Origin of the sequence: Brachybacterium halotolerans (genome assembly GCF_016623465.1) — a bacterium.
Classification (GTDB): domain Bacteria; phylum Actinomycetota; class Actinomycetes; order Actinomycetales; family Dermabacteraceae; genus Brachybacterium; species Brachybacterium halotolerans.
Window position 1 is genome coordinate 1 of record NZ_JAEDAJ010000005.1, and the last position, 25,323, is coordinate 25,323.

At 72.4% G+C, this 25,323-nt stretch carries 18 protein-coding genes; 5 read left to right on the forward strand and 13 right to left on the reverse strand.

What is annotated here, in order from left to right:
* Window positions 1-38: 38 nt before the first annotated feature.
* Genes I8D64_RS10015 through I8D64_RS10025 form a run of 3 tightly spaced genes read right to left on the reverse strand, consistent with a single transcriptional unit; the run spans window position 39 to window position 3,341 of the window.
* Window positions 39-923 carry a carbohydrate ABC transporter permease gene (locus I8D64_RS10015; RefSeq protein ID WP_200502380.1) on the reverse strand — a complete coding sequence of 295 codons (885 nt, stop codon included), beginning with the start codon at window positions 921-923 and terminating at the stop codon, window positions 39-41.
* Entirely contained in the window at window positions 913-1,932 is a 1,020-nt protein-coding gene (locus tag I8D64_RS10020; RefSeq protein WP_200502381.1) for a carbohydrate ABC transporter permease, read from the reverse strand. The genes I8D64_RS10015 and I8D64_RS10020 overlap by 11 nt, the downstream gene beginning before the upstream one ends.
* On the reverse strand, window positions 1,929-3,341 hold the full coding sequence (locus I8D64_RS10025; protein WP_200502383.1) for an extracellular solute-binding protein: 1,413 nt from the start codon (window positions 3,339-3,341) through the stop codon (window positions 1,929-1,931). Before I8D64_RS10025 ends, I8D64_RS10020 begins: the two co-directional genes overlap by 4 nt.
* A 446-nt stretch (window positions 3,342-3,787) precedes the next feature.
* Between I8D64_RS10025 and I8D64_RS10030 the strand changes: the two genes are divergently transcribed.
* The 4 genes from I8D64_RS10030 to I8D64_RS10045 all read left to right on the forward strand — a co-directional run bounded on the left by I8D64_RS10030 (window position 3,788) and on the right by I8D64_RS10045 (window position 9,141).
* Window positions 3,788-4,939, forward strand: a complete 1,152-nt coding sequence (locus I8D64_RS10030; RefSeq protein WP_200502384.1) for a DUF2961 domain-containing protein — start codon at window positions 3,788-3,790, stop codon at window positions 4,937-4,939.
* A gap of 101 nt (window positions 4,940-5,040) precedes the next feature.
* The gene (locus I8D64_RS10035; RefSeq protein WP_200502385.1) at window positions 5,041-6,714 is read left to right on the forward strand and encodes a fucose isomerase; all 1,674 of its coding nucleotides are present in this window, start codon (window positions 5,041-5,043) and stop codon (window positions 6,712-6,714) included.
* A 43-nt stretch (window positions 6,715-6,757) separates the two neighbouring features.
* Window positions 6,758-7,870, forward strand: a complete 1,113-nt coding sequence (locus I8D64_RS10040; protein WP_200502386.1) for a LacI family DNA-binding transcriptional regulator — start codon at window positions 6,758-6,760, stop codon at window positions 7,868-7,870.
* 368 nt (window positions 7,871-8,238) lie between these two features.
* Complete coding sequence (locus tag I8D64_RS10045; protein WP_200502387.1) at window positions 8,239-9,141, forward strand: aldo/keto reductase; 903 nt, start codon at window positions 8,239-8,241, stop codon at window positions 9,139-9,141.
* A 112-nt stretch (window positions 9,142-9,253) separates the two neighbouring features.
* Here I8D64_RS10045 and I8D64_RS10050 read toward each other — a convergent pair whose 3' ends face one another.
* From I8D64_RS10050 to I8D64_RS10085, 9 genes are all read right to left on the reverse strand, one after another.
* Entirely contained in the window at window positions 9,254-9,964 is a 711-nt protein-coding gene (locus I8D64_RS10050) for a nucleoside/nucleotide kinase family protein (RefSeq protein ID WP_200502389.1), read from the reverse strand.
* Window positions 9,957-13,307 carry a UvrD-helicase domain-containing protein gene (locus I8D64_RS10055; protein WP_200502391.1) on the reverse strand — a complete coding sequence of 1,117 codons (3,351 nt, stop codon included), beginning with the start codon at window positions 13,305-13,307 and terminating at the stop codon, window positions 9,957-9,959. Before I8D64_RS10055 ends, I8D64_RS10050 begins: the two co-directional genes overlap by 8 nt.
* Window positions 13,307-16,222 carry a PD-(D/E)XK nuclease family protein gene (locus I8D64_RS10060; protein ID WP_200502393.1) on the reverse strand — a complete coding sequence of 972 codons (2,916 nt, stop codon included), beginning with the start codon at window positions 16,220-16,222 and terminating at the stop codon, window positions 13,307-13,309. Before I8D64_RS10060 ends, I8D64_RS10055 begins: the two co-directional genes overlap by 1 nt.
* Window positions 16,223-16,345: 123 nt before the next feature.
* Window positions 16,346-17,908 carry an arylsulfatase gene (locus tag I8D64_RS10065; protein WP_200502395.1) on the reverse strand — a complete coding sequence of 521 codons (1,563 nt, stop codon included), beginning with the start codon at window positions 17,906-17,908 and terminating at the stop codon, window positions 16,346-16,348.
* The gene (locus I8D64_RS17620; RefSeq protein WP_267061763.1) at window positions 17,905-18,033 is read right to left on the reverse strand and encodes a hypothetical protein; all 129 of its coding nucleotides are present in this window, start codon (window positions 18,031-18,033) and stop codon (window positions 17,905-17,907) included. The genes I8D64_RS10065 and I8D64_RS17620 overlap by 4 nt, the downstream gene beginning before the upstream one ends.
* Window positions 18,034-18,185: 152 nt before the next feature.
* A complete protein-coding gene (locus tag I8D64_RS10070) occupies window positions 18,186-19,325 on the reverse strand; it encodes an SPFH domain-containing protein (RefSeq protein ID WP_200502397.1) in 1,140 nt (379 codons plus the stop codon).
* Between the two features lie 96 nt (window positions 19,326-19,421).
* Window positions 19,422-19,955 (reverse strand): glutathione peroxidase, encoded by a 534-nt coding sequence (locus I8D64_RS10075; protein WP_200502399.1) that lies wholly within the window; start codon window positions 19,953-19,955, stop codon window positions 19,422-19,424.
* Window positions 19,956-20,332: 377 nt separating this feature from the next.
* Window positions 20,333-21,244, reverse strand: a complete 912-nt coding sequence (locus I8D64_RS10080; protein ID WP_200502401.1) for a PfkB family carbohydrate kinase — start codon at window positions 21,242-21,244, stop codon at window positions 20,333-20,335.
* A gap of 48 nt (window positions 21,245-21,292) precedes the next feature.
* The gene (locus tag I8D64_RS10085; RefSeq protein WP_200502403.1) at window positions 21,293-21,922 is read right to left on the reverse strand and encodes a hypothetical protein; all 630 of its coding nucleotides are present in this window, start codon (window positions 21,920-21,922) and stop codon (window positions 21,293-21,295) included.
* Window positions 21,923-22,002: 80 nt separating this feature from the next.
* Here I8D64_RS10085 and I8D64_RS10090 point away from each other — a divergent pair, with 80 nt between their 5' ends.
* A complete protein-coding gene (locus I8D64_RS10090) occupies window positions 22,003-23,967 on the forward strand; it encodes a penicillin-binding transpeptidase domain-containing protein (protein WP_200502405.1) in 1,965 nt (654 codons plus the stop codon).
* Between the two features lie 51 nt (window positions 23,968-24,018).
* Here the strand turns inward: I8D64_RS10090 and I8D64_RS10095 are convergent, their stop codons facing one another.
* Window positions 24,019-25,224, reverse strand: a complete 1,206-nt coding sequence (locus I8D64_RS10095) for a MerR family transcriptional regulator (RefSeq protein WP_200502407.1) — start codon at window positions 25,222-25,224, stop codon at window positions 24,019-24,021.
* Between the last annotated feature and the right edge of the window lie 99 nt (window positions 25,225-25,323).

Consider the following 25,323-nt stretch of genomic DNA (forward strand, 5'->3'; position numbering starts at 1 on the left):
CCCCCCCCCCCCCCCCCCCCCCCCCCCACCCCGGGCCCTCACTTCAGGCCGGAGGTCTTGATGGACGCGACGATCTGCTTCTGGAAGACGAAGAAGATCCCCAGGGTGGGCAGGGCCGCGACGGTCGCGGCGGCCAGGATGTAGTTCCAGTCGGCCGCGTACTGCTGCTGGAAGCTCTGGATCCCCAGCTGGACCACGCGCAGGTGCGGATCCGAGGTCACGGTCATCGGCCACACGAACGAGTTCCAGTTCGCGAGGAAGAAGAAGACCGCGAGGGCCGCGAGGATCGGCCGGGAGAGCGGCAGCACGATCGACCAGTAGATCTTCCAGTAGCTCGCGCCGTCGACCAGCGCCGCCTCCTCGAGCTCGTCGGGCAGGGAGACGTAGAACTGGCGCAGCAGGAAGATGCCGAAGGCGTTGAAGATCGCGGGGACGATGAGTCCCGCGTAGCTGTCCACGATCCCCAGCGTGCGCACGATGATGAACGTGGGGATGATGGTCACCGGGGCGCTCACCAGCATCGTCGCGAAGATCCCCAGGAAGATCTTCTCGCGGCCGGGGAAGCGCAGACGCGCCAGTGCGTAGGCCGCCATCGAATGGAACCAGAGCGCGATCACCGTGACCGCGGCGGAGACGAAGAAGCTGTTGAACAGGTAGCGCGCGAACGGCACCTGCGAGAACACGTAGACGTAGTTGTCCAGGGTGAAGGTGCTCGGGATCAGCTGCGGGGAGTTGACCTCCTCGGCGGTCTTGAAGGATCCCAGCACCATCCACAGCAGCGGGAACACGGTCGCGAGCGCGAGGACCAGGCCGATCGCGAAGAGCAGCCAGCGCAGGCGGCTGCTCCGCGATCCACGGCGCGGTCCCGGGCGCAGCCCCGGACGGTCGACGGGCGCGGCCTGGGTGCGGGTGTCAGTCGTCATGGGAGAACCGGCCTCCTCGGGTGAGCAGGAACATCACGCCGGAGAAGAGCAGCAGGAACGCGACGAGCACGGAGCCCACGGCCGCCGCGTATCCCAGATCTCCGAAGAGGAACGCCTGCTGGTAGATGTAGAAGATGAGCAGGGAGGTCGAGTTCGCGGGCCCGCCGCTGGTGAGCACGAAGATCATGTCGAGGCCGCCGGTGACGACCGCGACCATCGACGTCAGCAGCACGAAGAAGCTCGTGGGGGCGAGCAGCGGCAGGGTGATGCGCCGGAGTCGCTGCCAGGCGCTCGCGCCGTCGATGCGGGCGGCCTCGTAGAGCTCACCGGGGATGTCCTGGAGACCGGCCAGGAAGATGATCATGTAGTAGCCCATCTGCAGCCACACGGTCACCGCGATCACCGTGCCCAGGGCGAACCTCGGATCGCCCAGGAACGAGATCCCGTCGAGGCCGACGATCGAGAGCAGCGAGGCGATCACGCCGGTGCGGTCGGTGAGCATGAACTGCCAGACCATCGCGACCACGACGATGCTGATCACGTAGGGCAGGAACAGTGCGGAGCGGATGATGCCGACGGCCGGGAACCTCTGCTGGACCAGCAGCGCGAGCCCCAGGCCGACGACGTAGATCAGCGGCACGAGCACCACCAGGTACAGCAGCGTGACCCGGGCGCTGTTCCAGAACTGCGGGTCCTTCACCATGCGCACGTAGTTGTCGATCCCGATGAACTCGAAGTTCCCGAACCCGTCGATCCAGAAGAACCCCAGCACCACCGAGAGGGCCATCGGGATCGCGACGAACACGAGCAGGCCGATGGCGTCGGGGGCGAGGAAGAAGAGGGCGGCGCGGGTCTCCCGCTGCGCTCGGCTGCGGGCGCGCCTCCGCCCCCGGCCGCCCCCACGGGACCTGGGCCCTGGTGCGGCGGACGCGGAGGGATCGGCGCCCGGGCCGGCGCCCTGGCCCGGACCCGGGCCGGCGTCTGCGTTCACGTCTGCGGCGGCGCTCATACGAGGCTGCCTCCTTCATAGGTCTCGAGGTAGCTCTCGATGGTCTGCTGGGCGCGCGCGGACTCCTCGCCCGGGTCCCCGCCGCCCAGCTCGACGGACTGCAGGGCGTCGGAGACGGCCTTGTAGACGACGGGCGGGAAGCGGGGCTCGCCGCGTCCGGTCGGCAGGATCTCGTCGTGGAAGATCTTCTGGTGCTCCTCCGCGTAGGCGTCGTCGGCCTGCAGCTTCGCGTCGACCGAGCGCCGCGCGGGCATGTTCCCCTTGGCGGGTCCGTTCCAGGTGGCGATGTGGTCGATGGACTGCTCGTCCATGGAGCCCAGGGTCTGCACGACGAAGCGGGCGGCGGCCTCCGGGTCGGCGCCGCGCGCGTTCACGCACCAGGCCCAGCCGCCCAGGATCGTGCTCGACTCCTCGCCCGGGGGAGGCGGCAGCGGCAGGACGCCGAATCTCTTGTCCGGTGCGTTCTGGGTCAGGTTCATGACGTCCCAGACGCCCGTCTCCCAGAACGCCGCGTAGCCCGAGGTGAAGGCCGAGACGATGTCGCCGTTGGCGGGGCGGGTGCGGGGCGTGGCGCCCGTGGAGACGGCGCGGCCCCAGAGCTCGAGCGCCGCGCGAGGCCCGTCGGCGTCGAAGACCGGACGCTGCGTCGTCGGGTCGATGACGTCCCCGCCGGTCTGCCACACCCACGGGTAGAAGGTGAAGTTCTGGTAGTAGCCGGGGTCGACGTCGAGCACGAGCCCGGTCGTGGAGCCCGTGCTGAGGGATGCCGCGAGCTCGAGCAGCTCGTCCCAGTCCTTCGGCAGGTCGCCCTCGGAGATCCCCTTCTTCTCGAGCAGGTCCGGGTCGTAGAAGAGGGCCAGGGGCTCCTGCTCCATGGGCAGTCCGAAGATCCGGTCGCCGTCGCGCCGGGTGGTGAGCGCCTCGGGGAAGTAGTCCGCGATCGCCTCCTGCTCCATGTACGGGGCGAGGTCCACGAGCACCCCGCCGTTGGCGTAGCGCAGGTAGTCGCCGGGGGAGATGAGGAAGATGTCCGGGCCGTCGCCCGAGGCGAAGGCGACCGGCATGCGCTGGTTCATCTGGTCGCTCGTCATGTAGACGGAGTTGATCTCGTGCTCGCCCGCGTGGTTCCAGCGGTCGATCGCCTTCTGGAACCAGTCCGACTGCGCGACGAGGTTCGGATCCTGCTGGGGCGCTGGGCTGTAGAAGTTCCAGAAGGTCAGCGGGCGATCGGCCTCCGCACGCCCGCACGCGCCGAGCAGCGGCACGCTCGCCGCCGCGGCGGCGCCTCCCGCCAGCAGGGAGCGCCGGGGTATCCGTCCGGCCGAGCGCTGCGGGCGTCCGTGCGGGCGTCGCTGCGGGTGTCCTGCGGGCGGCGGTTCGGGCCGACGGTGGGGAAGGGCAGATGGCACGGGGTTCCTCCTCGAACCGCGTCGACGGCGCGGCGGCATCGGTTCCGCCGGCGTGTGCTCCTCGCAGCAGTGCCGGCGGCCGGCATCGGTGATGCTCGGGCGCGGTCCGCGCTCGTGAGCCCCGAGAGCGCCGCGGCATCGACTCCGCGAGGAAACGATTACCGGACACCGTACGAATGCGTCCGGGTCACGTCAATCGTCCTTTCGTCCCGGGTGCGTCGCGACCGCAGCGCGGCACGTCGACCCCGCGTTTCTCCTGCAGATCTCCGGTGGATCCGGATCGCGTCGGCGCCTTGACCTGCCGGACGCACCTCCGTACAGTCCGAGTAAACGTTTTTCGTCCGACGACTCCTTGCGTCGGCCCGCACTGTCCGCACCGCCGTGCGCTCACGAGGGTCCCGAGCGCTCGTGAGCCGTCGGCCCCCGGCTCACGAAGGAGTGACCCCGTGTCCGACCCCTCTGGTGCTTCCCCCGCCGCCCCGGCCTCGTCCGGCCTCGCCCGCCTGCGTCCCGTGCTCACCCGCTCCATCAGCCCGGAGAACTTCGACGGGGCCGCCGGAGGCGGCGCCCGTGCGAGCGAGGGGACCGGGGCGGCGAACGCCCGCGACCTCGGCGTGGGCTGGAAGGTCTCGCCGAGCGTCGACGTGAGGGCGGGGGAGACGTTCGATCTCGCCGACATCGACGGCGCCGGCGTCATCACCCACATCTGGATCACCACGCACACGGACAACTGGCGCACCCTCGTGCTGCGGGCCTACTGGGACGGGGCCGAGGAGCCCGCCGTCGAGGTCCCCTACGGCGACTTCTTCTGCAGCGGCTGGAGCAGCTTCGCCCAGGTCGACTCCCAGATGATCGCCGCGAACCCCCACGGCGGCTTCAACTCCTACTGGCCCATGCCCTTTCGCGACGGTGCGCGCCTGACCATCGAGAACACCTCCGGGGTCGACGCCCGCGTCTACTACCAGGTGACCTACGAGGTCGGCGGCGACCACAGCCGGGACGGGTACTTCCACGCCCAGTGGCGGCGCTCGAACCCGCTGCCTGACCGCACCCCGCACGTCCTCCTCGAGGGCGTCGAGGGGCAGGGGCAGTACGTGGGCACCTACATCGCCTGGGGCGTGAACTCCAACGGCTGGTGGGGCGAGGGCGAGATCAAGTTCTATATGGACGACGACACCGAGCACCCCACCATCTGCGGCACCGGCACTGAGGACTACTTCGGCGGCGCCTGGAACTTCGATGTCCCCGGCCGCGGGTACACCGCGTTCTCGACCCCCTACCTGGGCATGCCCCAGGTCATCCGGCCCGACGGCCTGTACTCCTCCCAGCAGCGCTTCGGGATGTACCGCTGGCACGTGGCCGACCCGATCCACTTCGCGACCGGCCTGCCCAAGGTCGACATCCAGGCCCTCGGCTGGCGCTCCGGCTGGCGCTACCTGCCGCTGCGCGACGACATCGCCTCGACCGCCCTGTTCTACCTGGACCGGCCGACGACGCAGCGCCCGCCCGCCCCCGACTTCGACGCCATGGAGGTGCACCTGGCCTCCGGCCCCGTGCCCGACATCGGCGCCACCCCTCCCCGGGACCCGCAGGACTGAGCGCACCCGCCCGGCCTGCCGCGCCCATCACCCGCACGACGCATCCCCACGACGCACCCGCACGCACCCTCCGCTCGCGCACCATACTCGAAGGAGCCATCATGACCGCCACCGCAGACGCCACCGAGTCCCGCACCTATGCCCTGCCCGAGCGCGCGCAGCGCCCGTCGGCCGCCGAGGGGGAGGTGTGGCTGATCCCGAGCGGTGACCTGCGCGAGAGCGCGAACACCGAGTCGTGGGGTGCGCAGCAGGAGCTCGAGCGGCAGGTGACCGAGGCGTTCGAGGCCGCGGGCGCGAGGGTGCGGCGCGCGTTCGAGGCGGATCCTGAGTTCGGTCACGGGTTCATCCGTTCGCAGCGGATGGGCATGGAGGTGTTCCGCTCGATCCCGACGGATGCCCCGCTCGTGGTGGCGACCGCGAACTGGCAGTACAGCCACCACGTCCTGGCGGGTCTGCGCACGCACCGCGGGCCGATCCTCACGGTCGCGAACTTCGCGCCCGAGTGGCCGGGCCTGGTGGGTCTGCTGAACCTCAACGGCGGGCTGACGAAGATGGGCCGGGAGTACTCGAGCATCTGGACGGTCGACGGGACCGACGACTGGTTCCGCGAGGGCGTCGCGACGTGGGCGCGCACGGGCGCGCTCGAGCACGATGCCTCGCACGTGAAGGACCTGCCGGCTCTCGCGGACACCCCGGAGTCGCGTCTCGGGGCGGCGCTCGCGGAGCAGCTGCTCGAGGACAAGGCCATCATCGGGATCTTCGACGAGGGCTGCATGGGGATGTACAACGCGATCATCGACGACGAGCTGCTGAACCCGCTGGGCATCTTCAAGGAGCGCCTGTCCCAGTCGGCGCTGTGGGCGGAGATGCAGACCGTCTCCGATGCGGAGGCCGATGCGGTGGGGCGCTGGCTCACCGATGCGGGGATGACGTTCCGGCTGGGCACGGACGAGGCGACGGAGCTGACGGAGAACCAGCTGCGCTGGCAGTACAAGATGTACATCGCGGCCCTGCGGATCAGCGACGACTTCGGGCTGGACGCGGTGGGCATCCAGTACCAGCAGGGGCTGAAGGACGTGTGCCCGGCCTCGGACCTCGTCGAGGGACTGCTGAACAACCTCGAGCGCCCGGAGGTCACCAGCCGCGACGGGGAGCGGGTGCTGTGGGAGGGCAAGGCCCTGCCGAACTTCAACGAGGTCGACGAGGGCGTCGCGGTCGACGCGCTGATCACCAACCGGGTGTGGTCGGCGATGGGCATGGACCCGGCGACCACCCTGCACGACGTGCGCTGGGGCGAGGACTTCGAGGGCGAGTACGTGTGGGTCTACGAGATCTCCGGCTCCGTGCCGCCCAGCCATCTGCCCGGCGGGTATGCGGGCGCGGAGGGCTGGCGTCAGGGGCCGACGTTCTTCCCCGCGGGCGGGTCCACGATCAACGGGGTCTCGCGGCCCGGGGAGATCGTGTGGTCCCGCGTGTACATCGAGGGCGGTGCGCTGCACGCGGACGTGGGCCGCTGCCGGGTCGTGGAGCTCCCGGAGGCGGAGGTGACGCGGCGCAAGGAGTCCACGAACCCGGAGTGGCCGATCGCGAGCGTGGTCCTGGACGGCGTCTCCCGCGATCAGTTCATGGCACGCCACAAGGCCAACCACGCCCAGCTGGTCTACGCTGACAGCGCCGCTGCGGCGGACCGGGCGCTGACCGCGAAGGCCGCCATGTTCGACCGCCTCGGCGTGCAGGTCCACCTCTGCGGCGACGCCACCGTCCTCCAGAGCTGACCCGCCCCGCCACCCGTCGGACCGACCCGAGATGAGCCCCGCGATGAACGTGCGCCGACCGACGATCCTCGACGTCGCGAGCACTGCCGGGGTCTCGACGGCCACCGTCTCGCGCGTCATCAACGGCGCGCAGAACGTCGACAAGGAGCTCTCGCGGCGCGTGCGCTCTGCCGTGCGCGCCACCGGGTACGTGCCCAACGCCGCGGGACGATCCCTGCGCAGCGGCGCCTCCGCCCAGGTCGCCGTCGTCACGCCCGACGCCGAGAACCCCTACTTCACGCGGGTGATCAGCGAGGTCGAGAGGATGGCGCGCGGCCAGGGCTACTCGGTGATGGTCGCCCACACCGAGGACGACCTCGAGCGCGAGCGCGAGGTGTTCCCGCAGCTGGTCAGCCGCCAGATCGCCGGGGTCATCCTCACCGTGGTCGACGAGAACCTCTCGGACGTGACGCCGCTGCTCGCGGCCGAGACGCCGCTCGTGCTCGTGGACCGCCGCGTCCACGGGGCCGACGTCGACCTCGTGGTCACCGACAACCTCGATGCCGGCCGCCGAGGCGCCCAGCACCTCGCCGAGCAGGGATTCCGCCGGCCCGTCGTCCTCACCGGTCCCGAGGGGCTGACCTCGACGGAGGACCGCGTGCGCGGCTTCCTCGCCGAGTGGTCGCGGGTCGGGGCGACCAGTGGTGATGCGCTCGGGGCTGCGGCCGACGATGCCCCCGGGTCGTCGCGCGCCGGTGCGCTCGAGACGCCGCGCGTGATCCGCGGCGACCTGCATCTCGACTCGGGGCGGGAGGCCACCGAGGCCGTCCTCGCCGAGGGCTGGGCCGACGTCGTCTACGCGACGAACAACCGGATGTCGGCCGGGGCCTTCGAGGCGATGCGCGGACTCGATCGCGCGGGCGCGGCCGACGCGGCGGGTGCTGCGGCCCCGCTGGGTGGGGCGGGGGTCCCCGGTCTGCTCGCGACCGACGACGACCTCTGGACCCGACTGGTCACGCCCTCGGTCTCTGTGGTCCAGCAGCCGATCCGCGCGACGGGCCGCACGGCCGCGCGCCTGCTCGGCCAGCGCATGCAGGAGCCGGGGGAGGACCCCTCGACGATCCTGCTGCGCCCGCGCATCCTCGAGCGGGAGTCCACGCGCCGCCGGGAGGGCTGAGCGGCCCTCGGCACCGCGGTCCGTGAGGAGTGCCGATCCCTGTGGGGTCGAGATTCTCGAGGTGTGCGAGACCTTCGTGGTGCGCATGCCCCCGGAAGACGGAACGCGCCGCCGATCGGAACTTGTTCGCCCCATGTTCCGATCAGCGGCGCGTGAAGGTCGCGACTGCTGGCGGGTTCCCACCGCGTCAGCGACATCCGTGGCACCTGGGGAGCGACTGCGACACGCTCCGTTCGGTGCGAGCACTACGTTATCCGGGCCGTCTCGGGTTTCGCAAGCCCTGTGTTGCGAAAAGTTTCCCGCGCGGGTCTCGGGTCGTCTGCTGGACGGCTCGGCCGCGCTCTCACCTGCGGCGTTACCCTGTCCCTATGACTGCGATCACGCGACGCATCGGCTCCCTGTCCGTCTCGGCCATCGGCTACGGGGCGATGCCCCTGTCTTACGGCCGCCAGAACCCGCCCACGCATGACGAAGCGATCGCGACGATCCATGCGGCGCTCGACGCGGGCATCACGCTTATCGACACCGCCGACATGTACGCCCCCAGCTGGGACACGATGGGCCACAACGAGGAGCTCGTGGCCGAGGGTGTGCGCACCTGGTCCGGCGATGCGCGGAAGGTCGTCATCGCCTCCAAGGGCGGCATCGTGCGCGGCCCGGGGAAGGACGGTCAGGAGGAGTCCAAGGGGCGCGACGGCTCGCTCGCCTACCTGCGCTCGGCGCTCGAGAAGACTCTCGCGAACCTCGGCCAGGACTCCGTGGATCTGTACTACTGGCACCGCCCCGACCGCTCCATCCGCTATGCGGAGGGCGTCGAGGCTCTCGCGACACTGCAGCAGGAGGGGCTGATCCGCGAGGTCGGCATCTCCAACGCCAACGTCGAGGAGATCGACGTGGCGCTCGATGTGCTGGGTGCGGGGAACCTCGCGGCGGTGCAGAACCAGTTCAGCCCGACGTACTTCCACACGAGCCTCGGCGAGCTGCGCCGCTGCCGGGAGATCGGCGCCGCGTTCGTGCCCTGGGGCCCGCTGGGCGGTGCGGGCGGCGGCGCGGCGGCCGTCGGCGAGAAGTTCCCGCAGATCGCCCGTGTCGCCGAGGCCCATGACGTGAGCCCGCAGCGCGTGGTGCTCGCCTGGGAGCTGAGCCTGGGCCCGCACGTGGTGCCGATCCCCGGTGCGGCGCGTCCCGCCTCCGTCATCGACTCGGCGCAGGCGCCGTCCCTCCAGCTGACCACCGCGGAGGTCGAGGATCTGAACTCGATCCTGGGCTGAGCGGAGGCGCAGGCGCAGGCACGGGCACGCGCGCGGGTCGAGGTCCGTGCTCGCATCGAGGCTCGTGGCCCGGGCCGGATCCCGGTCCGGACCTGCGGCGCCGACGGGCTCGTCAGCTCGCGCGGACCACGAGGTCGGCGCGTGCCCTCGTCGCCGCGACGAGGCGCGCGTTCGCCTCGTCGGGGCCGAGAGACCAGGCGCGCGCGGCCTCGGGAGACTTCCCGAACGCTTCGTGGCGGGCGATGAGCCGCTCGTGGCGCACGTCCTCGTCCGTCTCGACGAACCAGCGGGCGTCGAGCATCGCGCCCAACGGGGCGAACGGCCCCTCGGTCATCAGCAGGTAGTTGCCCTCGGTGATCACGAGCGGGATCTCGCCGGGCACCTCGATCGCCCCGGCGAGGGGCTGCTCGAGGTCGCGCTCGAACATCGGCGCCCACACCGGCGGATCCTCAGGACGAGCGGTGCGCAGCCGCTGCAGGAGGGCGACGTACCCGGCGGCGTCGAAGGTGTCCGGGGCGCCCTTGCGATCCAGTCTCCCCAGACGCTCGAGGGCGACGTCGGCCAGGTGGAATCCGTCCATCGGGACCACGACGCAGCTGCCCGTGGGCAGCTCCTCGGCCAGCAGCGCGGTCAGCGTGCTCTTGCCGGCGCCCGGTGCGCCCGCGATGCCGAGGAGGCGGCGCCCGCCGCTGCGTCGCGCCTGGTCGAGCAGCACGCGTGCGGCCTGCACGGCCTGCGACTCGGGGACGACGACGGGCGCGTCGTCGGCCGCTCGCTCTCGGACGCCGGGTGCCGCGTCGGTGGATGCCGCGGGCTCAGACATGCGCCCTGCCCTGCGCGGGATCGGTGGCCGGCTCCGCCCCGAGAGCAGGCGCCGCCTTCGACGTCTGCTCGCGCAGCGTCACCTCGAGGACCTCACCGCGCAGGGGCAGGTGGATGAGGATGCGCGCGGGGGCGCCGCCCGTGGCCTCGAGCGCGGCCGCGTATGTCGCCATCTGGCCCAGGTAGTGCTCGCGCACGTGGCCTACGGGGTCGGAGCCGGGATAGGTCTTGTGGTCCACGAGCACGCGGGAGCCGTCGGGCAGTGCCAGGAGGGCGTCGATCCAGCCCTCCATGACCTGCTCCTCCTCGTTCCACCAGGCGATCGGCTGCTCGGTGAGCACGCGGGCCCCGGGGAACTCGGCGGCGAGGAACTCCTGCCAGGCGCGGCCGGCGGCCAGCAGGGTCTCGGCGCCGACGGCGCGCGAGACGGCCCAGCGCTCGACGAGCCGCAGCGCCGCCTGCTCCTGCAGGGCGGGCGTGAGCTGTGCGAGCGGGAGGGCGAGGAAGGCATGGACGGCCTCGCCCACGCGGTTCCAGTCCCGCCCGCCGCCGCTGACCAGCGCGGCGCCGATGCTCCGGGGCGGGTGCACGGTGCCCAGTGACTCGTCGGAGGCGACGCCAGAGGCCTGGAAGCGGGCGGACGTGCCCGCGCCCGGGCCCTCGTCCCCGGCGCGGGGGCCGAGGGGCAGATCGGTCGCGGCCAGCGGACTGCGCGAGCCGCTGCGGGAGGAGGCACCGTCACTCTCAGCGGCTCCGTCGATCGCGGTGGTGCGCACGCGCGCGGGCAGGTCGCCGTGGCCGGAGACGTGGACCGTGTCGGTCCCGGCCTCCCAGGTGAGCAGAGGGGCGTCGCCGTCCACGAGCGCATCGAGAGCCGATCCGGTGCCGTCGCCGCTCAGCACGGTGACGTCGGCCGCGCGGGTGAGGGCCACGTACTGCAGACGGCCGGCCTCCTCGCGCTCCTTGCGGGCCGCGCGCCGGGGATGCTCGGCCTCGGCGAGCAGCTCCTGCAGCGGTGCGTAGCCGTCGAGCACACGCGGCCAGTAGCGCAGGGAGCGGCCGTCGAGGGGCCGCAGCGCGTCGAGCTCCGGGGCGGGGACCACGAACACGCCACCGGTGTGGGCGCGTTCGGTCGCCTTCGGCGGGAGCATCACGACCACGCGCGACCACTCGAGCCCCTTCGCGCCGTGGATGGTGCCGACCCACACGGTGTCGGGGATGCCGGTGAGGTCGGGGCCCGCATCGGTCTCGTCGAGCACGGCCCGGAGCCCGGTGAGGGTGATGGGCACCGAGGCCGAGCGCGCCTGGTCCGCATAGTCGGCAGCGAGGCGCCGCAGCGCGTCCAGGGTGCGCAGGCGCTGCTCGGGCAGGGGCCAGGAGCGCAGCCGCTCCGTCAGGTCGAGGGCGTCGATGACCGCGGCGATCATCTCCACGGGGCTGAGCGCGATGCAGTCCTCGCGCAGGGCGCGCAGCCCGGTCAGGACATCGGCCTCCCACCACGACTGCAGCACAGCGCGGCGGCCCTCGCGGTCCCTCGGCGCGGTGAGGTCGCCGAACCAGTTCTCATGCGCCGGATGGTCGGGCAGCAGGTCCACGAGCTCGGTGAGCGCGAGGGAGTCGGAGACGTCGAGGGTGACCGCGAGAGCGGCCCGCACCAGCCGCCCCTCCCGGGTGCCGAGGATCGGGCCGCCCTGGCCGGAGGCGGGGACGCCCCGCGCCTGCAGGGAGGAGACGACCTGGGCGGCCTGCGCGTTGCTGCGCACGAGGACCGCGATGTCGCCGGGACCGACCTCGTCCTCGGCGAGCATGCGCACCACGCCGTCGGCGATCGCGGCAGCGTGCTCGGAGGCGCTCTTGTGCCGGCTGCTGAAGGCGGGGACCCAGGCCTCGATCCGGCCGTCGGTCCGGCCGGCCTCGGCCCGGCGCGCCGCGGCCCCGGGGGCGGCGGTGAGGACCACGCGCTCGCGCGGCAGGTCGGGGAAGATCTGCGGGAAGACGGCGCTGACGAGGTCGAGGACCTGCTCCTGGGAGCGCCACGAATGCTCGAGATCGCGGATGGTCCCCTCGCCGAGCTCGGTGACGCCCTCGCTCACCGCTTCGAGCACGCCGCGCATGAGGTCGGGGTCGGCGTCGCGGAAGCCGTAGATGGCCTGCTTGGGGTCGCCGACCCAGATCAGGTCCTCGATCTGGCGGCCCAGCTCGAGGAACAGGGCGAGCTGGATCGGGGAGGTGTCCTGGAACTCGTCGACCGCGAGCAGGCGGAAGCGGGCGCCGATCGCGTAGCGGGCGCGCTCGCTCGTGCGCAGCAGGTGCAGGGCGAGCCCCTCCTGGTCGATGAAGTCCATGAGGGCGAGCTCGTTCTTGAACTGCGCGTAGGCCTCGAGGGAGTCCGCGGCGGTGGTGACGACCAGCTCGATGAGCCCGCGGATGTCGCGCTGCATGACGGGATGCGCGGGCAGCTCCTCGGCGATCTCGAGGGCGAGCCCAACGAGGGCCGTGTCCACGTCCTTGCTGTACACGTACTTGCCGCCGCCCTCGGGGTCGGCGGCCTTGCCGGCGGCGACGCGGGCGAGCTTCGCCCAGGCCGACCAGGGGGTGCGCGCGCCCTGCCCGAGGGTGCGGCGCAGCTGGCGCAGGGTCTCGAGCCTCTTGGCGATGACGCCGGCGCTCTTCTGCTCCTGCGGCGTCCCGCCGGAGGCGCCGTCGACCTCGGCCTGGAGCCCGTCGAGCACGGTGTCGAGACGGCCGAGCCAGGCGCGGCGACGATCCTCGGTGCCGGGCTCGGGCAGCGCCGCGGCGCGGAAGTCGTCCCAGGAGGCGTCGGCGCTCCGGCGCAGCTGGTCGGCGTCCACGTCGTTGGTGCGCGCGCGGGAGGCGAGGTCCCGCACGTGATCGCGCCAGAACGAGGACGGGGCGAACGGGTTGGCGGCGCTCTTCTCGCCGTCGTGCTCGGTGCGCGCGAGCAGGTCGCTCGCACGGTCGCCCGCGCGGGCGACGGCTTCGTCGATCGCGGCGTCGAAGGCCGCGGAGGCACGGTCCTGGTCGAGAACCTGCACGTCGGGCGAGATCCCGGCATCGAGGGCGAACTCGCGCACGAGCTCTCCCGCCACGGCGTTGACGGTGCCGATCAGGGCGCTGTCGATGCCGCGGGCGGCCTCGGTCTGCTCGCGCTCGAGGAGCGTGCGGCGCACGCGATCGGAGAGCTCGTCGGCCGCCTTGACCGTGAAGGTGGTGGCGATGAGCTGGGAGGGCTCGAGGCCAGCGCCCATCCTGTCGGCGATCTCCTGGGTCAGCGTGTGGGTCTTCCCGGAGCCGGCGGAGGCGTTGATCAGGGTGAAGCTCATCAGTTCCCTCCCGTGAGCAGGCACAGCTGGGCGTAGTCGCCGCGGGCGCAGTGGTCCTCGACGAGGATGCCTCCCTCGGCGCGGGCGAGGTCGCGCTGTGCGGCCACGGCCTTCTGGCGCGGCCTGTACTCGGCGTCGGCGGGGATGCCTGCGGCCTCGAGCAGCTGCTGGCAGCCCAGGGCGACCGTGCCGCCGGCGATCTCGTCGAGCCGCTGCTGCACGCCCTCGACGAGTCGGCGCCAGGCGTCGGCCACGTCCATCGGGGTGCGGCGGTGGGCGTCGAGGGAGCGGTTCGCGCTCACGAACTCCCCGCTGCGCAGCAGGAAGTAGCCGACGTCGGCCGGATGATCGGCGTCGGCCAGTGAGTCCGGGTCCTCGGCGAGCGACCAGGCGTAGGAGGCGAGCTGGATGGCCTCGCCGGTGTCGAAGAGGTCGCCGTAGCGGGTGCGGGAGAAGGACCATTTGAGGTCGATGACGGTGGGGTGGCCCTCCGCGTCCTGCGCGTCGAGGTCGCGGCTGCCGCCGAACACCACCTCGTGGGGCCCTCGGGCCAGCCGGAGAGTCAGCGGCCGGGAGAACTCGGACTCGGTGCCGGTGACCCGGAGACCGGCGTCCGCGAGCCCGGCGAAGAGTTCGCGCAGGCTGCGCACTGCCCGGTCGCGGACCTCGGTGCGCTCGAAGGCGCGCCCGGGCAGGTCCAGCTCGGAGGCCAGCTGGGGGACGAGGGCGTCGAACACCTCGCCGATGCGCCCGGGGTCCGGCGGTTCGAGGGACGCGCCGCCGAGCCCGGGGTCCATGCGCTCGTCCACCAGGGTCTCGACGACCGCGTGGACGAGGGTGCCGATCATCCGGGGGCCGGTAGGCAGGGAGGCGACCTGCGCGGGGCGGATCCCCAGGGCGTACTCGAGCAGCCAGCGGTGCGGGCACTCCAGGAGGGCCTGAGCCTGTGTGAAGGACATGCGCTCGGGCAGGAGGTGGTCCAGGCGGTGCCCCGCGCTGCGGGACGTGAGCTGCTGCGAGGACAGTTTCTGCAGATCGGGCGTGCGCAGGGGCAGGCTGCGACCGGCGAGGGACCAGGTGGTCCCGTCGACGAGCTGCGCGGGCGTGAGGCGGTCCTTCGCCGACCGCCCGGCCGCGGACTCGAGGTGTGTCAGCAGACCGCTGGGGGTCGGCTCCTTCTCGAGACGGCGCCCGGGGAGCACGGCGATCAGGCGGCTCGCGCCGCGCAGCGCCCGCAGGGCGGCGCCGACGTGCAGTGCGGACTCCTGCGCCGGCGGCAGCAGGCGGGCGCCGAACTCCTCGAGCGTCTGCACCTCGTCCGGGTCCCAGAGCATCGGGGAGGGCAGAGCATCCTCGGCGGGGCCCCACCACAGCACGGTGCCGCCCTCGGCGTGCAGCTGCGCGGGTCGGGTCGTGACCGCCCACGGGGCGACCTCCGCGCGGGCGAGCGGGGAGCGGCCTGCGCCGCCGCAGGCGTCGATGACCTGCTGCAGGGTGCGGCGGCTCAGCGGGGCGCCCGGACCGAGCATCCCGAGGACCTCGCGCAGCGCCGTGACCTGCGCGAGGCTTGCGAGCAGGTCCCCCTCGCCGCGGGCGACGGCGCGCAGGCGCTCGGTGAGCAGGTCGAGGCGCCCGGCGATCGCGCCGGGGAGCAGGCCGTCGGCGGGCAGCGGGTCGCGGACCAGTCGATCGATGCCGCGCGCGGCCTCGAGCGCCCGACGCTCCCGGTCACGGCTCTCCGCGGGGGCCGACGCCGACTTCTCCTCGAGTCTCGCGAGGGCCTCGCGCCACGCCGGTCCGATGCCGGGTTCGCGGGTGAGGGCGCGCAGCAGCTCCCGGCGGACGGGGGCCGGGACCAGTCCGATCGGCTCGTCGTCCCGGTGCATGCCCGGGAGCACCCGCAGGTCCAGCAGCGCCGCGAGCTGGTGGACGTCCACAGGGGCGGTCGCGACGTCGAGGAACAGCCCGAGCACCTGGTGATGGGCGCGGTCGGTGGACGGCTCGACGGCGCCGAGAGCGGGCATGCCCCGACGATGCAGGGCACGGTCCAGCACGGTGGTGTCGGTCGTCGCGAGGACGCTCAGCGGAACCTGGTCGGACCCGGTCGGATCGGGGCCCGCGGGGGCGGAGAGGAACCGAGCGGCGACGTCCGCCGCGCTCCACTCGTCCAGGCACTGGACGACCTCGAGGTCCGGGGCATGCTGCGGCCCGGTGCCCGCATGGCGCAGGCGCACCCCGGCGGCGTCGAGCAGCTCGAACAGCCGCGGCCACAGGCCGGGCAGCGCGGTCGGGTACTCCGCGAGCGTGATGGCGTCGATCCCGAGCGGCCACGTGACGCCCAGGGAGTCGAGCTCGACGAGGGTGGCGATGACGTCCCGGAGATCATCGGCCGGCCCGGGGGAGAGGGATGCCGGGCGGCCGCCGTCGCCGCAGGTCCCGGGCATGCCGACCACTGCACGGTGTTCGAGGTCCCGCACCGCGGCGAGCCGTGCGGGCAGTCCATGGACGGGATCCGGCGCGTTCCAGCCGGCCTCGATGCTCGCGTCGCGCAGTCGCAGGAGATGGGCGGCGGTGCTCCAGGGGTCGACGGCGAAGGAGCGCTCCGGCCAGAACTCCTCGGTGTCATCTCGGGTGGCGCTGCGCTGGACTCCGCCTGCGCCTGCGCCCTCCCGCTCAGCGATGATGTCGCCGATCAGGCGCATGGTCTGCGCGATGCGCACGGCCTGCTCGACGGGCGGGTGCGTGAGTGCGAGGCGCCCCTGCAGCAGGGCCACGAGGCCGCGCGGGCCCAGGCGCGCGTCCGGTGCGGCGTCGTTCTCGCCCGCCGGGTCGTCGGTCGACGTGCTCCGTGCGCGATGCGCGGATGCGCTCGCCCAGTCCGCGCCGTCGGCCGTCCATCCGAACTCGATCTCCATGTGCACCTCCTTCCGCTCACACAGTAGGGGAGCAGGACGACATCCCGCGCCACGATGTGCATGGACGGGATGTGGGGAGGACCGGTGAACCGTCCTGCGGGCTCGGCGACCGCTTCCGGGCCCTCACAGTCGCGCGAACTCCCGCACCCAGCTCGCCTCGGAGCGAGGGGTGCGCCCGGGCACCAGGCGGCCGTCCTCGACGTACCCCTCCTCACGGCCCGTGAGCGCCGTGACCAGCAGTTCCCGGTGCCGGGACAGCTCCTCGGCGTGGGCGGGGTCCGACGCGAGGTCGGTGAGCTCGTGCGGGTCCGCCGCGAGGTCGAAGAGCTGCTCGTGGCAGTCGCCGGAGAACCAGATGTACTTGAACCTCGGGGTGCGGATCCACTGCATCGAATGGTGGCCGAGGGAGCCGATCACGTGCTCGCCGTGCAGGTGGTCGCGCACGGGCTCGGCGGTGTCGGTGCCGGGGCGGGCGTCGGCATCGGCATCGGAGTCGACCTCGGCCCCGCACCGCAGCGCCGGGAGCAGGCTCTGCCCGTCGATGCCCTCGGGGATCGCGACGCCGGCGAGGTCGAGCAGGGTGGGCATGACATCCCTCAGCTCGACGATCTCGTCGACGGCGCGCGGCGCAGCCCCGTCCTCGCGCAGGGCGGCGGGCACGTGCAGCAGGAAGGGGATGTGTGCGGATCCCTCGTAGGCGACGGACTTGCGGTACATGTCGTGGTCGCCGAGCATCTCGCCGTGGTCGGAGACGAAGGCGATCGCCGTGGTCTCCAGCAGTCCGAGATCGCTGAGGTTCTCCATGAGTCTGTTGATCTGCAGGTCGATGAACTCGATGCTCCCGAAGTATCCGGCGCGCACGTCCTGGTGCACCGACTCCTTGCGCGCGCCGAACTCGGCCTCCACCTCGTGGTCCCGGCGGAAGCGGTCGAAGCGGGAGACCCATGCGCCCATCGGCCTTCGCACCTGCGGGCGCGAGCGGTACTTCTCCCACAGCCAGCCGGGCGGGTCGAAGGGCGCGTGCGGCCGATGGAACCCCATGTAGAGGAAGAACGGGCGCGTCGGATCCCGTCGCTGGAGGAATCGGAAGGACTCGTCGGCCACCCAGCGGGTGGGGTGCAGCCGCTCCTCGCGCTCCCACGGTCGCGCGGTCATCGCGTTGCAGCCGATCCCCGTGTCCTGGTAGTCGGCGCGCGGATCACCGGTCGCCCGGCGCAGCCAATCGACGTAGTCGTCGATCGCGCCCGACGGGCCGGACGAGAGCCTGCGCGAGGTGTGCAGGAAGCCGTCGTGCAGGAGGACGTCGTCGAAGCCGCATCGCGCGCGCTCTGGGAAGACGTGCATCTTCCCCACGCCGTAGGTCTGGTAGCCGGCATCGTGCAGGGCGGAGGGGAGGGTCGTGGGATACGCGGCGGGGAAGTCGATCCCCTCGCGGTACCCGTAACGGCCGTGCGCCTCCTGGCTCTTGCCCGTCAGCAGCGCGACCCGCGCGGGAACGCACGTGGGGGTCGCCGAGTAGGCCTTGGTGAAGCGGAAGCCTCCGCGCGCGAGCTGATCGAGGTACGGGGTGTCGATGTGCTCGTTGCCGCTGATCCCCAGCGCGTCGGCGCGCATCTGGTCGACGCAGACCAGGATCAGGTTGGGTCGGGAGAGGGGCGCGGTCGGCTCGATGGACGACGGTGTCATGGGGCCATTGTGTCGCGCACCAGTCGGGTCATGGTCGTCGTGCCGCCGGCGAAGGGCGCCTCGTGGACGACCTCGTATCCGAGCCGGCGGTAGAAGGGGAGGTTGCGCGGCGGGGCCGTCTCCATCCAGGCAGGGCGTGCACTTCACGTAGCAGGAGGTCGGGCCACGCGCCATATGGCACGCGACCCGACCTCCTGCTACGCCGAATGCTCGCCCCGGTGGGATACCGGATCCGCGACCGGGGCGGAGCGGGCGGCGCGGACCCGCTCCCGTCGTATCAGCCCTGCTGGCCGGGGTGCGCCCACGGCGGCTGCTGGCCGCCCTGGCCGCCGTTCCCCTGCGCCTGCTGCTGCGCGTTCTGCGCGGCGCGCTGGGCGTCGGCCTTGGCCTCCTGGGCCCGCTGAGCGGCTGCCCGACGGGCGGCCTCGGCGCGCTGACGGCGGCTCTCGTCGGCCTCCGCGGAGGCGTCGCCCGCGCCGGCGTCCGAGGCATCCTGCGCGGCCTGCGCCTGGAGCATCGCGGTGCGGATCTCGTCGCCCATCGACCCGACGGTGCCGGGGTTCGAGGGCAGGAACAGCACGTTGGAGCGGCCGTTGCGGGCCACGTCCTGCATGGTGTCGAAGTACTGCGTCATCAGCAGCAGCTGCTCCGCGCTGGACTCGATGCCCACCTTGCGCAGCATCTCGTACTGCTCGGCGATGCCCATGGCGATCGCCTTGCGCTGCGCGGCGACGCCCTCACCCTGCAGGCGCTTGGACTCGGCCTCCGCCTCGGCCTGGGTGACGCGCTTGATCTTGTCGGCCTCGGCGAGGGACTGCGCGGCGACGCGGTCGCGCTGGGCGGCGTTGATCGAGTTCATCGAGTCGCGCACGCGCTGGTCGGGAGAGATGTCCTGGACCAGGGTGTTGACGATGTTGAAGCCGAACTCGCGCATGCGCTCGCTCAGCGTGTTCTCGACGCTGCGGGCGATGTCGTCCTTCGACTCGAAGGCCGCGTCGAGCTCGAGGCCCGAGAGCGCCGAGCGCACCGTGTCGAAGACATAGGACCGGATCTGGTTCTCAGGGTTCGACAGCCGGTAATAGGCGTCGACGACCTGGTCCTCCTTGATGACGTACTGCACCGCGACCGGCACCGTCACGAACACGTTGTCCTTGGTCTTGGACTCGATGTTGACCTCGAGCTGCTGGATGCGCAGCGAGATCGGCCGGGTCGTGGAATCGACGAACGGCGCCTTGACGTTCAGGCCGGGCGTGGCGACGCGCTTGAACTTCCCGAAGCGCTCGACGATCACGTTCTCCTGCGTGTGCACCGTGAACATGATGCTGGTGCGCAGGCCCCCGAACAGAAGCGCCGCAAGGATGGCCAGGACGACCACCAGGACGACGATCACGATGAGGACGGCGATGGCCCCCTCCATGGGATCCCCTCTCGTTGTGCGTGTGCATCCGGCGCGATCGCGCCGGATGGGACTCAGGTCACGCTACCAGTGGGGAGGAGATCGGCCCAGGTCGCGTCAGGCCCCGTCGACCCCGGCCCCGAGCTCCTCGCGGATGCGGCGCTCGATGCGCGAGGGCGGCACGGGCGGCGCGTAGCGGCGCAGTACCCGGCCCTCGGGCGAGACGAGGAACTTCGTGAAGTTCCAGCTGATGCGGCCGCCGATGAGGCCGCCCTTCTGCGTCTGCAGCCACGAGAACACCGGGTGCGCCTCGGGGCCGTTGACCTTCACCGTCGAGAACATCGGGAAGGTGACGTCGAAGTTGTCGGAGCAGAACACCTCGATCTGCTCGTCCCCCTCGAGCTCCTGGTGGAACTGGTCCGAGGGGAAGCCGAGGACGGAGAAGCCCTGGTGGTGGTGCCTGCGGTGCAGGTCCTCGAGGTCGCGCAGCTGCGGGGTGAACAGGCAGCGAGAGGCCGTGTTCACCACGAGCACGAGCTGCCCGCGGTACCGCTCGAGCGGCACCTCCTCGCCGGTGATCGAGGTGGCGGTGAAGTCGTGCAGGGTGAGGGTGCGCGGGGACGACGCATGGAGGTCGGGCTGTGCCGCCATGGGTGCTCCTCCTCGAGGACGTGGTGGCGTGGTCGCGTGATGGGCGACGGGGCGTGGTGACGTGATGTGGCGTGGGGCGATGGGCGTGCGGTGGGCGGGCCGGTGAGGCGTCCGCGGCGAGGAGCGTCACCTCGGCGCGCGAGGGCCGACGGCGCGTCAGCACCGCGGAGGATGTCGAGAGTGGGGGCTGCCTACGCGTGCGTCCGCGATCGGGCTACGCCATCGTAACGTGTCCCACTCCACAGAACCTGAGTGCGTCCGGCCGGCGGGAGCGCCGGTCGGCCGACGCGCTCAGCCGGGATCGCTCCGCCCGCCTGCGCCGTCCGCCCGCCCGTCCCGTCACGCAGCCCGCGCGTCCGCTCACGCGAGGAACCCGCTCACGCGAGGAAGGCGTCGACCTCGGCGCGCGTGGGCGCGGTCGCGGGCCCGCGCCGGGTCACCTTGATCGCCGCGGCGGCGTTCGCGCGGGTCGCCGCGGTCTCCCAGTCCGCACCGAGGGCGCGCTCCGCGAGCAGCACGCCGGTGTGGGTATCGCCCGCGCCGTTGGTGTCCACGGGGGTCTGCGGGAATCCGGGGAGCGAGGTGCCGCGGCCGTGGTGGAACACGGTGCAGCCGCGCTTCCCGTCGCGCACGATCACGACGCCGCCCGGGCGGATCCGCCGGTGGAGCGCCTCCGGGGTGTCCTCGAGGCCGTCGCGGTCGGTGAGCGCGAGCGCCTCGTCCGCGTTCGAGGTCCACACGGTCACGAGCCGCAGCACGCGCTCGCGCAGCTCCTCGTCGAAGGAGGCGAAGGGCGCACCGGGGTCCAGCACGACCTCGACCCCGTCCGGGATCTGCTCGAGCCACTCCAGGAGCGGGTCGCGGGTGGGCGCGAAGAAGCTGTAGCCCGAGAGGCACAGCAGATCGCCGGGCTGCGGGTCCAGCCGGGAGAGGGAGGCCGCGGTGATGCGCCGCTCGGCGCCGTAGCCGGTGACGAAGGTGCGCTCGGCGCTCGGCTCGACCAGGACGATGCACTCGGCGGTGTCCTTGTCCGCGATCGGCCCGGTCGCGAGAGCGACCCCGTCGGCCGCGAGGGCCTCGCGCACCAGGTCCCCGTTCGGTCCGGTGCCATGGGCGCCGCCATGGACGGCCTCGGCGCCGGCGCGGGCTGCCGCGACCAGGATGTTCACCGCGCCGCCGGCGAAGCGATGGGCGTCGGCGGCGTTGACGTTGCCGCCGCGCGGCGGCAGCGCGGGCACCTCGACGACGAGGTCCACGAGAGCCTGGGCGGTGTGCAGCACGCGGGGCATGGCCCGAGTCTAGGGTGCCGGTCCAGGTGCGGATCCTCGGGTTCCGGTCTAGGGATGCGGGCCCGCGGTGATCTGCCGCCCCCGCGGCGGCGCCGCGAGGCCGACGATCGCCAGCTCGTGGGAGGACGCGATCATGAGCAGGCGGCACATGATCGGCGCGACGAACGCGAGACCCAGCAGGACGAGCAGCACGGAGTCGGTCGCCGTCCCGGGTCCGAGCACCGGCGAGGGCACCAGGCAGAGCAGGCCGAGGACGGGGGTCGTGACGATCCCGCAGGCGCCGAGCAGCGCGAACAGCAGTCGGCGACCCCCGCGCACCACCGCTCCGAGGCGCCCGGTGGTGAGCTCGAGGGTGCGGATCAGCACCAGGATGTCGAGCACGAGCGCCGCGATCGCCAGGAGCGCTGCGAGGACCAGGGCCAGCAGGCTCATGCCGAGCCAGGCGAGGAACACTCCGACCCCGTCGTCGGGATTGCCGGTGGGCTCGCCGGTGAGCTGATCCCCCCAGAGGCCGATGGAGATGACCGAGGCCAGGGGCACCGCGAGGACGAGGGTGAGCGTGATCCCGACCAGCGCGTCGGCCAGCACGAGCCGACGGGTCCCGACGATCGCGCGCGCCGCCACGGGCACCGCCGCCCGGAGGGCGGCGGACCGGAGGGGCGGCTGGGGGTCGCTCACGCCTCCAACCTATCCGCCGCGCCGTGCAGGTCCTGTGCATCTGTGGACGGATCCCAGCAGGGTGCAGGACGATGGGCCGCATGGCGTCTGCTTCCTCACCCTCCGAGCCCGCACCCACCCGCCGTCGTCGCGGGCCGATCATCGCGGGGATCTCCGCCGTGGTGGTCCTCGCCCTGATCGCCGCCTTCTTCATCGTCCGCGATCGCGCGGGCGACGGGTCGAAGGAGGCGAAGGCGCTGGCCACGGCCCTCGCGAGCGGTGACTTCAGCGGCGTGACGCTCACGGGCACCGATGCCGCCGGCGCGAAGAAGGAGCGCGAGAAAGCCCTCGGCGACCTCCAGGACGCCACCGGGAAGGCACCCAGCGTCGACGTCTCGAAGGTCGAGAAGGGGGACGACGGGACGCGCACGGCGACCCTCGACTGGAGCTGGACCCTCCCGCACGACGCCGGGACCTGGGACTACACCACCACCGCGACCCTCACCGAGGACGGGGACACCTGGGCGACGAGCCTGGATCCCTCCGAGCTCGCCCCTGATCTCACGGCCGACGAGACCGTCTCGCTGCGCACCGTCCAGGGGGACCTCGGCTCGATCACCGACCGCGACGGCGACGACCTCTACGGCCCGCGCGAGGTCCGTGTGCTCGGCATCGACAAGACCCAGGTCGACGCCGACCAGCAGCAGGACGCCGCGAAGAAGCTCGCCGATCTCCTCGGCATCGACGCCGACACCTTCGCCGCCTCCGTGAAGAGCGCGGGGGAGAAGGCCTTCGTCCCCGCCCTCACGATCCGCGAGAGCGCCGTGGACGACTACCCGCTGGGGAAGGCGGCCGACGTCCCCGGGTACCACGAGGAGAAGGAGACCCAGCCGCTCGCGGTCACCAAGGACTTCGCGCCGGGTGTCCTCGGCTCCCTGCGCGAGGCCACGAAGGAGGACATCGATGAGTCCGACGGGAAGATCGTCGAGGGCGACATGGTGGGCAGCGGCGGGGTCGCCGCGGCCGAGCGCGACGCCCTCGTCGGCACCCTTGGCGTCGAGGTCGTCGCGGCGGACGCGAAGACCGGCAAGGAGCGGAAGCTCCACGCGACGGACGCGACCGCCGGCAAGGACGTGCAGACCACCCTCGACACCGACCTGCAGAAGAAGGCCACCGAGGCCATCGCGGACCAGGACTCCGCGAGCGCCGTCGTCGTCATGCAGCCATCGACCGGTGACGTCCTGGCCTCCGCGCTCGGTCCGACGGGTCAGTCCTACCCGGTGGGCCTCGTGGGCCAGTACGCGCCGGGCTCGACGTTCAAGACCGTGACCGCGCTGTCCCTGCTGCGCGCGGGCGACACCCCCGATACGTCCGTCGAGTGCCCCGCGACCGCGAGCGTCGAGGGGCGGTCCTTCAAGAACGCCGACTCGATGGACAAGAGCCTGTTCGGGAAGATGTCCCTGGCCACCGCGATCGCCCATTCCTGCAACACGGCGATGCTTCTGCAGTACGACACGGTCTCCCAGAAGAAGCTGGCCGACGCCGCGACCACACTGGGCATCGGCCAGGACGCGCCCGAGGGCCTCAGCAGCGCGTTCATGGGGAAGGTCGACCCCGACGACTCGGGCGTCGAGCACGCCGCGGACATGATGGGCCAGGGCCGCGTGCTCACCTCGCCGCTGAGCATGGCGACCGTGCTCTCGAGCATCCAGAACGGCTCCACCGTGCGTCCCCGCATCCTCGCGGACGACGACTCGAAGGCCCCCGATGTCGACAACCCGCTGACGAAGGACGAGACCTCCCAGCTGCAGGACATGCTCCACGGCGTGGTCACCGAGGGGACGCTCAAGAGCACCTTCGGGGATGTGAAGGGCGACCAGATCATCGGTAAGACCGGCACCGCCGAGTGGACCGACGAGAACGGGGACGACAAGCTGCACTCGTGGGTCGTCGTCGCCCAGGGCGATGTGGTCGTGGCGGCCTTCGTCGAGGACGGCGGCTACGGTGCGACCACCGCCGGACCCATCGCCAAGGAGGTCCTGCAGGACGCCCAGAAGCAGGGGTGAGCGCGGGGCCGCGCCGGCCTCGTGCGCGCGCGGCGTCGGCCGCGCGCCCGCTCAGCCGAGGTCGGCGACGATCGCGGCGAGATTGTCCGGAGCGCCCGCCTCGAGCGTCCGACGCGCGATGTCCTGGACCGTCCGCTCCGAGGAGGAGCCGGCGAGCAGCGACTCGCCGAGCGCCTCCGGGGTCAGGACCGCGTGGATCCCGTCGCTCGTGAGCACCAGCCGGTCGCCCGCGATGAGCGTGCGCACGATGAGATCGGGCGCCGTGGGAGCACCGGCAGCGAGCGCGCGGTTCAGCACGGCGCGCCGGGGATCCGCCGCGGCCTCCTCCTCGGTCAGCCGCCCCGCTGCCACCAGCGACGCGACCTGCGTGTGATCCCTGGTCAGCGGCTCTACGTGCCCCTCGCGCACGAGCAGGGCCCGGCCGTCCCCGAGATGGGCGAGCACGAGGCGCTTCCCGTCGAGGACCGCCGCGAGGAGGGCCGCGCCGGAGGCGCCGTCGGCCGGGAGCAGATCCGGGAGCGCGGCCCACGCGGACTCGAGCGCGGCGAGGACATCGGAGGCGGGAGGCCCGTCCGCGCCGCTGTCGAGGGCCGTGCGCAGGCCCTCGCCGAGTGCGTCGAGCAGGCGGCCGGAGAGGTCGTCGTCGGCCCCGAAGCCGTCGGCGATCGCGAGCAGGAGACGGCCGCCCGGCAGGTCCTGGACGTGCACGGCGTCCTGCTGCGTCGCGCGCACGCCGCCCTGCTCGAGGACGTGCGCGATGCGGACGGCGGCGGATGCGGTCGCGCTGCGCTCGTCGGGGTGCGCGGGGTGCGCGGGGTGCGCGGGGTGCCCTGTGTGCGCGGTGCGTTCGGTGTGGTCGGTGGTCATGGGACTCTCCTCCGTCGGGAGCGTCCGGAGGTCCGTGAGCAGCGAGGCCACCTCGGTGCTGCGGGTGCGGGCATCGGCCTGCTCCTGCAGCCACCAGGAGCGCAGCTCCTGGCCGGCGGCGTCGGCGGGGAGGTCGCAGATCACGCGGATCCGCTCGAGCCCCATGCCGAGTCCCCGCAGACGGGCGATGAGCAGGGCACGCCCGACCTGGTCCGCGCCGTAGCGTCGGTACCCGGTGAACGGGTCCACGTGCCGCGGCGGCAGCAGGTCGGAGGCGTCGTACAGACGCAGCGCCTTCGGGCTGAGCCCGCTGCGTCGCGCCAGCTCCCCGATGCCGAGGAAGTCCTCGGGTGCGATGCGTCCGCGAGCGTCCCGTCCGTCGGTTCCCATCGTGCGGCTCCTCGTCGTGCCGGGCGGTGCGCCCGGGCGTGATGCTCCGGATTCTCCGGTGCGGGGATCTCCCGCACCCCGCACGCTGGTCCCTGACCC

Coding starts and splice junctions, on each gene's coding strand:
- I8D64_RS10075 (WP_200502399.1), bottom strand. CDS start 19,955: ATGGCGGCACAGCCCGACCTCCATGCGTCGTCCCCGCGCACCCTCACC.
- I8D64_RS10055 (WP_200502391.1), bottom strand. CDS start 13,307: ATGAGCTTCACCCTGATCAACGCCTCCGCCGGCTCCGGGAAGACCCAC.
- I8D64_RS10090 (WP_200502405.1), top strand. CDS start 22,003: ATGGCGTCTGCTTCCTCACCCTCCGAGCCCGCACCCACCCGCCGTCGT.
- I8D64_RS10045 (WP_200502387.1), top strand. CDS start 8,239: ATGACTGCGATCACGCGACGCATCGGCTCCCTGTCCGTCTCGGCCATC.
- I8D64_RS17620 (WP_267061763.1), bottom strand. CDS start 18,033: ATGGAGACGGCCCCGCCGCGCAACCTCCCCTTCTACCGCCGGCTCGGA.
- I8D64_RS10050 (WP_200502389.1), bottom strand. CDS start 9,964: ATGTCTGAGCCCGCGGCATCCACCGACGCGGCACCCGGCGTCCGAGAG.
- I8D64_RS10065 (WP_200502395.1), bottom strand. CDS start 17,908: ATGACACCGTCGTCCATCGAGCCGACCGCGCCCCTCTCCCGACCCAAC.
- I8D64_RS10040 (WP_200502386.1), top strand. CDS start 6,758: ATGAACGTGCGCCGACCGACGATCCTCGACGTCGCGAGCACTGCCGGG.
- I8D64_RS10015 (WP_200502380.1), bottom strand. CDS start 923: ATGACGACTGACACCCGCACCCAGGCCGCGCCCGTCGACCGTCCGGGG.
- I8D64_RS10095 (WP_200502407.1), bottom strand. CDS start 25,224: ATGGGAACCGACGGACGGGACGCTCGCGGACGCATCGCACCCGAGGAC.
- I8D64_RS10035 (WP_200502385.1), top strand. CDS start 5,041: ATGACCGCCACCGCAGACGCCACCGAGTCCCGCACCTATGCCCTGCCC.
- I8D64_RS10070 (WP_200502397.1), bottom strand. CDS start 19,325: ATGGAGGGGGCCATCGCCGTCCTCATCGTGATCGTCGTCCTGGTGGTC.
- I8D64_RS10020 (WP_200502381.1), bottom strand. CDS start 1,932: ATGAGCGCCGCCGCAGACGTGAACGCAGACGCCGGCCCGGGTCCGGGC.
- I8D64_RS10060 (WP_200502393.1), bottom strand. CDS start 16,222: ATGGAGATCGAGTTCGGATGGACGGCCGACGGCGCGGACTGGGCGAGC.
- I8D64_RS10080 (WP_200502401.1), bottom strand. CDS start 21,244: ATGCCCCGCGTGCTGCACACCGCCCAGGCTCTCGTGGACCTCGTCGTC.